Annotated in this window: 9 protein-coding genes; 3 read left to right on the forward strand and 6 right to left on the reverse strand. The window is 73.2% G+C overall.

Features of this window, described 5'->3' with window-relative positions:
• The first annotated feature begins 143 nt into the window (after nt 1-143).
• Nucleotides 144-1,268: an L-cysteine desulfhydrase Cds1 gene (cds1, locus tag CA983_RS32825; protein WP_086604439.1), complete on the forward strand. Its 1,125-nt coding sequence runs from the start codon at nt 144-146 to the stop codon at nt 1,266-1,268.
• Between the two features lie 31 nt (nt 1,269-1,299).
• Here cds1 and CA983_RS32830 read toward each other — a convergent pair whose 3' ends face one another.
• Together CA983_RS32830 and CA983_RS32835 are read right to left on the reverse strand one after the other, a co-directional pair.
• A complete protein-coding gene (locus CA983_RS32830; protein WP_086604440.1) occupies nt 1,300-1,770 on the reverse strand; it encodes an SRPBCC family protein in 471 nt (156 codons plus the stop codon).
• Nucleotides 1,771-1,833: 63 nt separating this feature from the next.
• Nucleotides 1,834-2,664 (reverse strand): DeoR/GlpR family DNA-binding transcription regulator, encoded by an 831-nt coding sequence (locus CA983_RS32835; RefSeq protein WP_086604441.1) that lies wholly within the window; start codon nt 2,662-2,664, stop codon nt 1,834-1,836.
• 292 nt (nt 2,665-2,956) lie between these two features.
• On the opposite strand from CA983_RS32835, the gene CA983_RS32840 reads away from it, so the two are divergent.
• A complete protein-coding gene (locus tag CA983_RS32840) occupies nt 2,957-5,347 on the forward strand; it encodes a hypothetical protein (protein WP_086604442.1) in 2,391 nt (796 codons plus the stop codon).
• On the opposite strand, the gene CA983_RS32845 is transcribed toward CA983_RS32840, so the two are convergent.
• The 4 genes from CA983_RS32845 to CA983_RS32860 all read right to left on the reverse strand — a co-directional run bounded on the left by CA983_RS32845 (nt 5,317) and on the right by CA983_RS32860 (nt 10,070).
• Nucleotides 5,317-7,758: a right-handed parallel beta-helix repeat-containing protein gene (locus CA983_RS32845; RefSeq protein WP_086604443.1), complete on the reverse strand. Its 2,442-nt coding sequence runs from the start codon at nt 7,756-7,758 to the stop codon at nt 5,317-5,319. The genes CA983_RS32840 and CA983_RS32845 overlap by 31 nt on opposite strands.
• Nucleotides 7,759-7,985: 227 nt before the next feature.
• A complete protein-coding gene (locus CA983_RS32850; protein WP_086604445.1) occupies nt 7,986-8,591 on the reverse strand; it encodes an Rv1733c family protein in 606 nt (201 codons plus the stop codon).
• A gap of 175 nt (nt 8,592-8,766) precedes the next feature.
• Nucleotides 8,767-9,594: an MOSC domain-containing protein gene (locus tag CA983_RS32855; RefSeq protein WP_086604444.1), complete on the reverse strand. Its 828-nt coding sequence runs from the start codon at nt 9,592-9,594 to the stop codon at nt 8,767-8,769.
• A 44-nt stretch (nt 9,595-9,638) separates the two neighbouring features.
• Nucleotides 9,639-10,070 (reverse strand): DUF6643 family protein, encoded by a 432-nt coding sequence (locus CA983_RS32860; RefSeq protein WP_059423876.1) that lies wholly within the window; start codon nt 10,068-10,070, stop codon nt 9,639-9,641.
• A 297-nt stretch (nt 10,071-10,367) separates the two neighbouring features.
• Between CA983_RS32860 and CA983_RS32865 the strand changes: the two genes are divergently transcribed.
• Nucleotides 10,368-10,977: TerD family protein (locus tag CA983_RS32865; protein ID WP_143645608.1), on the forward strand; the 610-nt coding region annotated here is incomplete at its 3' end.

Here is a 10,977-nt window from a genome sequence, read left to right on the forward strand (position 1 = left end):
CCCTTGCCCCGGCCCCTGCCCCAGGGGGCGCTTTGGGGGGCTCAAAGGTGCGTTTATGCAGGTGAGAAGCGTGAGGAAGGTGCATATGATCGGGGTGTCGGCCGCGCGACGCGTCGTCGGCGCGCGGCGTTAGGAGCCCCCTCGTGAGCACTCCCCAGCAGACCCGGACCGGCGTGACCCTCGACGTCGACCACAGCGACACCGCCTACCGCGCATGGCTGAAAGAAGCCGTCCGCAGAGTTCAGGCCGACGCCAACCGCTCGGCCGACACACACCTTCTCCAGTTCCCCCTGCCGGAGCGGTGGGGCATCGACCTGTACCTGAAGGACGAGTCCACCCACCCCACCGGCAGCCTCAAACACCGGCTCGCCCGCTCCCTCTTCCTCTACGGCCTCTGCAACGGCTGGATCCGGCCGGACCGCCCGGTGATCGAGGCCTCCAGCGGCTCGACGGCCGTCTCCGAGGCGTACTTCGCCAAGCTCATCGGCGTGCCCTTCATCGCCGTCATGCCGCGCACGACGAGCGCCGAGAAGATCCGCCTCATCGAGTTCCACGCCGGCCGGTGCCACTTCGTGGACGACTCCCGCACGATGTACGAGGAATCCGCCCGCCTCGCGGCCGAGACCGGCGGCCACTACATGGACCAGTTCACCTACGCCGAACGGGCCACGGACTGGCGCGGCAACAACAACATCGCCGAGTCCATCTTCCGGCAGCTGCGGATGGAGCGGTTCCCCGAGCCGGCGTGGATCGTCGCCACGGCGGGCACCGGCGGCACCTCGGCGACCCTCGCCCGCTACGTCCACTACATGCAGTACGACACGCGCGTCTGCGTGGCCGACCCCGAGAACTCGTGCTTCTTCGAGGGCTGGACCACCGGCGATCCGGACGTCACCTGCGACTGCGGCTCCCGTATCGAGGGCATCGGCCGGCCCCGCATGGAACCGAGCTTCGTGCCCGGCGCGATCGACCGGATGATGAAGGTGCCCGACGCGGCCAGTGTCGCCGCGGTGCGGGCACTGGAGCGGGCCATCGGACGCAAGGCGGGCGGCTCGACCGGCACGGGCCTGTGGAGCGCGTTGAAGATCGTCGCGGAGATGGTGTCCGAGGGACGGCAGGGGAGCGTCGTGACGCTGCTGTGCGACCCGGGGGACCGGTATCTCGACAAGTACTACTCGGACACCTGGCTGGCCGCCCAGGGGCTGGACATCGAGCCGTACACGGCCGCGATCGACTCGCTGCTGGAGACGGGCGTCTGGCCGGACTGAGACGGCGCCCCGGGCCCGCCGGCGTGCGGCGCTACGACGCCGCCAGCTTCCGGTCCAGCGCCGTGACGGCGTCCCGGAAGGCCTTGGCCTGAGCCGCCCGTACCGGCCTCACAGCGAGCCGGTACGCCGCCGTACCGTCGGTCGCGAACGTCCACCGCACCCGGGTCCCGGTACCGGCCGGGGCGAGCCGCCACTCCTCGGCGAGCGCCCGCACCCCGGGCACGTTGGTGACGTCGACGCGATAGGCGTACACCTCGGGTTCCTCCGCCGCGATGACCGATTCCCGGAACCGGACGCCTCCCACGAGGCGGATGTCGCGCCCCTTCCCGCCGTCGACCGGGCGGGCGGCCGTCACCTGGGGGAACCAGTCGACCCAGCCGGGCACGTCCTCCAGCGCGCGGTAGACCGCCTCCACCGGAGCGGAGATCTCCCGCGCGAAGACGTGCCGTACGGGCGCGATCCCGACGAAGTCGAGCCCCACCGGGCGCAGACGGTGAGCCATGGACGAAGCCCTCCTGTACGGGAGCGGGCGATGACCGGCAGCGTGACCCTAACCGGCGCCCGGTCAGCTGTCTGCCTCTTCCTCGGGCTCCCCGGCCACCACCAGCCGCCGCAGATGCTCCACGACCACCCCGCGCGCCTCGTCCGGCAGACCGGCGTCCGTCACCAGCGTGTCGATCCGCTCCAGCGAGGCGAACGAACTCAGGCCCACCTTGCCCCACTTGGTGTGGTCGGCGACGACCACCACCCGCCGGGCCGACTGCACGAGCCGCCGGTTCGTCTCCGCCTCCGCGAGGTTCGGCGTCGACAGCCCGGCCTCGACCGATATGCCGTGCACCCCGAGGAACAGCAGGTCGAAGTGGAGCGCCGCGATCGCCTGGTCGGCGACCGGCCCCACCAGCGAGTCGGACGGGGTGCGCACACCGCCGGTCAGCACGACCGTGGCCGCGCCCTGCCGCGGACCCGAGGTGCGCTGCGCCGCGTGGAAGACGTCGGCCACCCGCACCGAGTTGGTGACCACCGTCAGGTCGGGCACGTCCAACAACTGCTGTGCCAGCGCGTACGTCGTCGTGCCGCCGGACAGGGCGATCGCCGCGCCCGGCGCGACCAGCTTGGCCGCGGCCCGTGCGATGTCCTCCTTGGCGGTCAGCTCCAGCCCCGACTTGGCCTCGAAGCCCGGTTCGTGCGTACTCGCCTCGACCACCGGGACAGCGCCGCCGTGCACCTTCTCCAGCACACCCTGGCGGGCGAGCGCGTCGAGGTCGCGGCGGACCGTCATGTCCGACACGCCGAGCTTGCGCGTCAGCTCGTTGACCCGGACCCCGCCCCGGCGGCGGACCTCGTCGAGGATCAGGGATCGCCGCTGCTCCGCGAGGAGGTTCTGATTCTCGCTCACGTACGCTCCGGTCCTTTCGCCTCAATGCCGTCCGACACGCCCTGCGCACCTGCCGAAACCAGGACATTCTCCCCCGGCTCCGGTGCGCGGACGCCCCATCCTTGCATGTCGCGGCGTCGGTGGCGCCACCGACCGCTCGTCGCGCACATGCCACCCGAAGCCCCGCTCGTCGCTCCGCAGTGTTACAGATCGGAGAGATTCCGTGACAGGAGGTGTGCGCCGCCGCGGAAGTGGAGATCCTTGTGCCCGCACGGACAGAGCCGACGGCGTGTCACGGGGGATGTGCGAATCAGTGGAACGTGCGCGGGAACAGGCGTCGACCGGCGGGCCGGACCAGCCCGCCCGGCGGCCCGATGAGACCGGGACCGCCCTGGAACTCCTGGTCCACGGCGTGGGCGGCACCACGCCGCAGGAGATGCTCAACGATCCGCGCACGGTGCGGATCACCGGCGACGACATCGCGGCCGTCTTCCGGCGCGCCGACGACGTCGACGCGGAGAACAGCCCCGGCGACCGCCGCCGCGACGGGCCGGTGCCCGAGGCCTACGTCTGGTGCAACCTCACCTCCGGCAACGGCACCCGGGCCCTGTGGCTGTTGCTGCTGCCGTTCATGGTCGTCAACCTCGCCCACTGGATGCGCCCCAGCGCCCGGGGCCGCCGCCGCACGGTGCGCCTGTACGGCCTCCTGGTGCGGCTCGCGGGGCTCACCCTGACGGTGCTGCTCGTCGCGGCGGCCTGCGAGGTCGCCCTCGACCTGGCGGCCTGGCAGTGCGCGGGCACGCGCGCGTGCGCCGACCGGCACTCCTGGCTCGGCTTCCTCTCGCCCACCGTCTCGGACGGCGGCTGGTGGAGCAGCCCCGGCCGCAGGCTCGCCCTGGCGTCCTTCGTCCCGACCGCTCTGACCGTCCTGCTGTGGTACCTGTCCCGGCGCACCTGGAGCGACTACGAGTCCCAGCAGCCGCCGGCCCGCGACCCCGAGCCAGACGAGGACGGCGGCTCGACCGCGCTGGGCCGGCCCGGCTTCTGGTACGGACGCCGGCTGGTGGCCCGGCTGCGCGCCGCGCACACCGCCGCCGGGCTGGTCACGGTCGCCGCCGCGGTCGCCGGCGCCGCCGCCCGCCACGACCGCGAGCCCGGCGGCCCCGCCTTACTGAACACCCTGGGCCTGCTCCTGGAGGCGGCCCTCGCGGCCTGCGCGGTCGCCGTGGTGTGGGTGGTGTGCCGCCGGGGCCGCAGCGAGAGACGCATCGACCGGGAACTCGACGAGCGCTTCGTACGGCGCCTGCCGCTCGCCGCACTCGTCCTGCTCGCCCTCGCCCTGCTGTACGCGGGGTGGGAGCGCCCCGGCTGGGAGTCGGCCGGCCGGCTGCCGGGCGATGCCGCCTTCGGCGGTCTCGCCCTGGTCCAGGGCCTGCTCGTGATCGTCCTCGCCGGCGTCGCCCACGCACTGCACCGCACCGACCCCGACCGGCGGGCCGTGCTGCGGGGCCTCGGCGGACCGGCCGTCGCGATGCTGGCCTGCGCCCTGGGCGGAGTGATGTCCGGCGGGGTGGCGCAGCGCGTGTCCGACTGGCTGGACGGCACCGGGACGTCGATCGACGGCCCGCCGGTCCTGCTGACCTGGCAGGCGTCCGTGATCCCGCCCCTGATCATGGTGCTCCTGGTGCTCTTCGGCTGGCTGGCCCACCGCGCCTGGCAGCTCGCCCGCGCCGAACGCGAGGCGGTGGCCCGCGACTACCCGGACGAGGCCCAGGACCGCGCCCGCACCCGCCGTATCGCCTACACCCGCGCGATGGCCTCCCTGACCGACCGGGGACCCCGCATCGTCGCCGTCACCTCCGGCGTCACCCTGCTGCTCGGTGCCGCAGCCCTCGTGGGCGCCATGGCCACCGACGAGACACCGGGCGAGGCGGCGCGGGGCACCTACCCCGTCGTCCACGGCGCCGCCGAGACCGCCGAGGCCCTCGGCTCCTGGCTGATCGGCCTCGGCTTCATACTGTTCGTCACCTGGGGCAGGCGCGCCTACAAGGACGCCTCGGCCCGCCGCACCATCGGCATCCTGTGGGACGTCGGCACCTTCTGGCCGCGCGCCGCCCACCCCTTCGCCCCGCCCTGCTACGCCGAGCGCGCGGTGCCCGACCTGACCTGGCGGATCGCGACCTGGACCCGCGTCACCGGCGGACGGCTGGTCATCTCCGGGCACTCGCAGGGCAGCGTGCTCGCCGCCGCGGCGGCCTGGCAACTCACGCCGTCCACCCGCAAACGCGTCGCGCTGCTGACGTACGGCTCCCCGCTGGAGCGGCTCTACGGCCGCTGGTTCCCGGCGCACTTCGGCCCCGCCGCGCTCGGCTCACTGCACCGGGAGGTCGACTGCTGGCGCAATCTGTACCGGCTCACCGACCCCATCGGCGGCCCGGTGCGCCTGCCCGGCGACCACGACCTCGGGGTCGACCACGTGCCGTTGCCGGACCCCCTCTCCTACGGCCGCACCGACCTGCACCCGCTGCCCGCGCCGATCCTCGGCCACTCGGACTACCAGGCGGACCCGGCGTTCGCCGAGGAGCGCCGCAAACTGCTGGCCCGGCTGCGGCCGGACCTGCCGGCACCCCGTCACACGGCCGAGCAGCCCTGCCCGGGTCCGGAGGCGGATCCTCAGAGCAGCTCGGGCAGGTCCTCCGCGTAGAGCAGTGTCAGGTCGTCCTTGCTCGGCTCGGCGAACTGGGCGACCCGGCTCGCGTGCCGCTCCACCATCGCCTCGAAGGTCTGCCGCGCGGTACGGCCGTTGCCGAACGCCGGGCCCTTCGGGAGCTCCGTGAAGTACTTGCGCAGGGCCTGAGCCGCACCGGGCGCCAGCCGGTACTCGTGCTCCTCGGCCTGCTGCTCCACGATCCGCAGCAGGTCCTCGGGGCCGTAGTCGCTGAAGGTGATGGTCCGCGAGAACCGGGACGCCACACCGGGGTTGACCGACAGGAAGCGCTCCATCTCGGCCGTGTAGCCCGCGACGATCACCACGACCGCGTCCCGGTGGTCCTCCATCAGCTTCACCAGCGTGTCGATGGCCTCCTTGCCGAAGTCGCGGCCCGCGTCCTCCGGGGACAGCGCGTACGCCTCGTCGATGAACAGCACACCGCCGCGCGCCTTCTCGAAGGCCTCCTGCGTGCGGATCGCCGTCGAGCCGATGTGCTCGCCCACCAGGTCGACCCGGGACACCTCGACCAGGTGGCCCTTCTCCAGCACACCGAGCGACGCGAGGATCTCGCCGTACAGCCGCGCGACCGTCGTCTTGCCCGTGCCGGGGGAGCCGGTGAAGACCAGGTGCCGCTTGACCGAAGCCGCCTTGAGGCCCGCCTGCTGCCGGCGCCGGCCCACCTCGATCATGTCGGTGAGGGCACGCACCTCGCGCTTGACGCTCTCCAGGCCCACCAGCGCGTCGAGTTCACCGAGGACGTCCTTGGAGCTGCGGGCCGACTGCTCGGGCTCCGCGACCGGGGCGGGGGCCGGGGGCTCCGGTTCGGTGCGCTGACCCGGGACCGCGCCCAGCAGGCCGGGGGAGTGGCTCACCGTCTGCACGGCCGTCTCCGGCGCCGCCGGGGTCCGCAGTCCCGCGCTCTCGTCGCTGGTGCAGTCCTCGACCAGGGGGCCCGCCCCGGACGACGCGTCCGCGCCGCTGTCCGCGAACTCGTAGCCGCCGCGCGCGCACCGCTCCGTGCGGCACTTCCGCAGCGTCGTACGGCTGCCGTCGATCACATGGAAGCCGTAGCCGCCGCTGCCCGTCACCCGGCAGTTGTGGAAGCTGCCGCGGCCTCCGGCCGACACGTACACCCCCGCCTCCGCGGGTGAGTCGATCGTGCAGCGCTCCACCGTGGGGTCGGCGCCCTTGGTGACGATGACGCCGGTCTGAGTGCCGTCCAGCGTGCAGTTGCTGAGGGTGCCGCCGCTGCCGTGGTCGCGGAACCAGGCGCCCGTCGCCGCGTCCCGGATCCGGCAGTCGTCGAGCTGCGCCGTCGCCCCGTCGCTCACCGACACGGCCGTGTTGCGCACCTGCGACAGGTCGCTGTCGACGACGTCCGCGCGCGAGCCGCGGTCGAGGACGAACAGGGCGTCCGGCACGTCGTGCACCCGGCAGGAGTCCAGTACGGCGGTGGCGCCGTCGCTCACCCACACCGCCGGGTAGTCGCCCGTGCTGTCGAAGATTTCGCACTGGTTGGCGTCCACGCGCGTGCCCGGGTCCCACACCGACAGGCCGTTGCGCCCGAACTGCCGCACCGTGGTGCGGGTCAGCGTGAGGACGGAGCGGGAACGCAGGTCGACCGCGTTCTCCGGGATGTCGTGGATACGGCAGTCGGCGAGCGTCAGCACGGCGTCCGTGTCGAGCGTGACTCCGTCGGCCGTCGTGCGGTGCACATCGCAGTCGGTCAGGTGCGCGGTGGCCCGGCCGGTGATCTGCACACCGCTGCCCCGGACCTCGTAGATCTCGCAGCCCACCGCCTCCAGCGCCGAGTTCTCCCCGGTCGCCGACAGGCCCGAGCCCGAGGTGTGGTGCACCCGGCAGCGCTCCAGACGGGGGTGGGCGCCGCCGCGCACCGCCACGCCCGCCTGGCCGGCCGCGACGACCTCGCACTCCTCGAACACCCCGCCCGCACCGTCGAGTACGGCGATGCCGATGCCCGCCGGATTGTCGACCGCGCAGCGCCGGACCGTGGGCCGGGCGTTGCCGCGCACCTCGATCCCGGCCGCCGACCGCGTGACCACCCGTACGTTGCTCAGCTCCGGGGTGCCTTCCTCCACCAGCACCGCCGGGGCGGCCGCGTCCTGGCCCTCCACGTGCAGGTCCTGGACCACCGCCGAGGCGCGCACGGTCAGCGGTACGCCGTCCAGGGGCGCGATCCGCACCGAGCCGGGGGAGCCCTCGGGGCCGCGCAGGGTCACCGCGCGCTGCACGACGAGGTTCTCGCGGTAGGTGCCGGGGGCGACCGTGAGGACGTCTCCGTCGGCCGCGGCCTCCAGGGCAGCGGCGAGCGATGCGTACTCACCCGTGCGGCGCCGCCACCGCGACGTGCCGGTGTGCGTCACCTGGACCGTGCCCTGTGCCATGGTGTAGCTGTGCCCCCACCTCGGTCGTACTGATGGCTGGTTCGCCTTCGGGACGCTGCCACCGGTGTCGGGACCGCGACCGTGCCGGACCCCCTCGGGCCTGCGCGCGTACGCGGCATCGAAACCGGCGCGCCCCTCGTGCTCGCTCGCGCGGGTTGTGCCGAACGGTTCGGCCGGACCACCGTAGCGTGCGCGCGGGTGGTGGGTTGACCAGAGCCGGAAGGCTGTCAGCTGCCGGTGCCCGTCCTGCCCCAGTCCGGGCCCGCCTTGTCCCAGGCCTGGTCCCAACGGGCGTACCGGCGGCGGACCATGCGCCAGACGATCAGCCGTCTGCCGCCCTCGACGAGACCGCCGGCCGCCAGGGCCGCGCCGAAGCCGGCGAGGACCGCGTGCGTCGACGCCGTCGCGGAGTCCAGGGGGCGGGCCACCATGTGGCCGTGCCGGTCGGTCCATATCCGGAACTCGTCGCCCTGCTGCGGGTCCTTGAGGCCCGCCAGCACCGGGCCCTGATGTTCGCTGCCGTCCGGTGCCGTCCAGTCGGCGAGGACGCGGCTGCGCAGATCCCGGCCCGTGGAGGTCTCCGGGTCGGCGTCCAGCGGGGAGCGGTCGAGCTTGCGGACCACTGTGGCCGTCACCAGGTGCCGCGCTTCGTGCTGCTCGCGGACGGAGCGCTGGAGGGCGTCCTGGGCGGCGCCCGCGACGAGGGAACCGGCCACCGGGGCGGCCAGGAGGATCAGCACCAGGGCCGCCAGCGCCACCCAGGCCTCGGCCAGATCGGTCGCGCGGCACAGTGGGTTGCGCCGCCAGCGCCAGAGTCCGCTGATCGCTCGCACCGCCCGCACCCCCTTCCCGCTCCGTGATAACCCCCGGCGGAGCCGTCCACGCGTCAACCGGGCGAAGAGAGAGCGAAATCACCTCTCACCGGCGACTCTCACGAACTTCTCACACAAGCCCAACGCCCGGGCGTTCGGGGCGGTTCCCGCCCGGGGGCGCCGACCTCCGGCCCGGTCACTCGAGGACGCTGACCGGGTCGCCGACCCGGATCGTGCCCCGGGACAGGGGCACCAGGTTCTGCCCGAAGACCAGCTTGCCGTCGAGCCGCCGGTGCCGCCCCAGGCTGTTCAGGGGCTCTCGGCCGCGCCGGCCCGTGCCCTGGTCGGTGGTGGTCACCACGCACCGTCCGCAGGTCTTGGCGACGCGGAAGGACACGTCCCCGATGGCGACGCGCGACCAGCCGTCCTCGGCCCAGGCGTCGGTGCCCGCCACGACCACGTTCGGCCGGAAACGGTTCATGGGCAGCGGGCCCTCGTCCGCGTGATCACCCTGCGCGATCAGGGCGTTGAGGGCGTCGAGCGAGGCCGTCGTGGTGAGCAGCAGCGGAAAGCCGTCGGCGAAGGAGACGGTCTCGCCGGGACGCGCGTACTCCGGGTCGACGGGCCGGCGCGTGGCCGGGTCGTCCATGTACGCGAGACGCGCATCGATGCCGAGGTAGGCGCTGCACCAGGCGTGCGCGGCCTCGTCCTCGGCCGGAACCGCGTCGACCTTGTCGCGGAAGATCTCCACCGGCACTGTGTCCAACGGCCGGGGAACGGGCACCGTCAGGGGCTCCATGCCGGGTGCGGACAGCCGGACGCCGCCGTCCGGCAGAAGCTCGGCGGCGGCCAGGGCCAGGCGCGGCTGCCGACGCTGCGTGAGGACCTTTCCCCCGTCGTCGACCAGCGCCCAGCGCCGGTCTCCGGTCAGTCCCCAGGGCTCCACGACGGCCTCCCGGGGCGCGAGGCCCCGGACCGCCTTGACCGGATGGACGTGGATCGAATGCAGGTGCGCGTTCCCCATGGGGCCATCGTGCCAGCCGGCACCGACAGCCCCCGGGCGGCGGCTCAGTAACCGCGGTACTGCTGGTTGTTGTACGGGTCCTGATAGGGAGCCTGGGCGGGCCGGGGAGCCGCGGGGCGCATCGCCTCGTAGCCCGCGCCGGGTGCCGCCGGACGCGGCTGCTGCGGCTGGGGGCCGGGATAGCCGCGCGGTGCGGTGGCCTGCTGCGGGATGTACGCCGCCGGTGCCTGCTGGAGCGGGGCGGGTTGCTGCGCCTGCGGATAACCGTAGGCGGGCTGGGACGGGGCTGCCGGAAGAGCGGGCAGCGCCGACGGGAGGGCGGGCAGGTTGCCGCCCGGTGTGTCGTACTGAGCGGGGACCCGGATCGGGGCGATCTGCGGGGTGCCCCGCTCGGCGACGAGCTTGTCGTAGATCGGGGTGTCCGGGAAGGAGGCGGAGTAGTAGCCGCCGCCATAGGTGGAGCGGGGGGAGGTCATGGCACATAAGTTAAGCCCACGATGTGCTGGTTGGGGAGACCGATAAGAGGGTTGTTTTCCGTGTCCCCAGTGACCGGGTATCCCTAATGCGAGCGAACTCGGCAAAAAGGGGCACCCGAGCAAGGCTCCGATCGTGTAAAGGCCGAGTTCCGGGGCGGTTACCAGGGGTTGGCCACCGGACTTCCGTTGACGGCGCATGGGAGTTCGCCGTGGGGAGGAATAGGTTGTGCGAACGGAACCCGACGGACGGCCGGGATGTGCCTGGCGCGGTGACACGCAATGGGGGCGGACATGCAAATGCTGAAAGGTTCAAATACCGGGGTGCCCACCGCGGCGCTGCGGGTCGAATTGGGCTGGCGGGCCGGGCCGGGGGTGCCCGACGCCGACGCCTCCGCTTTGCTGCTGGTGGGCGGAAAGGTCCGCTCGGACGCGGACTTCGTCTTCTACAACCAGCCCGCGCACTCCTCCGGCGCGATCCGGCACGAGGGCAAGCGCAATGCCGACGGCCGGGTCACCGACACGCTCCTCGTCGACCTCGCGCGCGTGGAGCCCGCGATCGAGACGATCGTCCTCGCCGCATCCTCCGACGGCGGCGCGTTCGGGCAGGTCCCGGGCCTCTACATCGAGGTCCAGGACGCCACCCAGGGAACTCCGGTCGCCCGCTTCGACAACCCGGGCGCCACCACCGAAACCGCTTTCGTCCTCGGGGAGTTCTACCGCCGCCAGGGTGCCTGGAAGTTCCGCGCCGTCGGCCAGGGCTACAGCAGCGGACTCGAAGGACTGGCCACGGACTACGGCATCACGGTGGACGAGCCGCAGCAGGCGGCCCCGGCTCCGGTCCGGGCCGCGGCTCCCGTTGCCGCGCCCTCGGCGCACACGCCCCCGCCGCCGGCCCACCCTGTGGCAC

Source organism: Streptomyces swartbergensis, assembly GCF_002148965.1.
Lineage (GTDB): Bacteria > Actinomycetota > Actinomycetes > Streptomycetales > Streptomycetaceae > Streptomyces > Streptomyces swartbergensis.

Coding starts and splice junctions, on each gene's coding strand:
- CA983_RS32855 (WP_086604444.1), bottom strand. CDS start 9,594: ATGGGGAACGCGCACCTGCATTCGATCCACGTCCATCCGGTCAAGGCG.
- CA983_RS32845 (WP_086604443.1), bottom strand. CDS start 7,758: ATGGCACAGGGCACGGTCCAGGTGACGCACACCGGCACGTCGCGGTGG.
- CA983_RS32830 (WP_086604440.1), bottom strand. CDS start 1,770: ATGGCTCACCGTCTGCGCCCGGTGGGGCTCGACTTCGTCGGGATCGCG.
- CA983_RS32860 (WP_059423876.1), bottom strand. CDS start 10,070: ATGACCTCCCCCCGCTCCACCTATGGCGGCGGCTACTACTCCGCCTCC.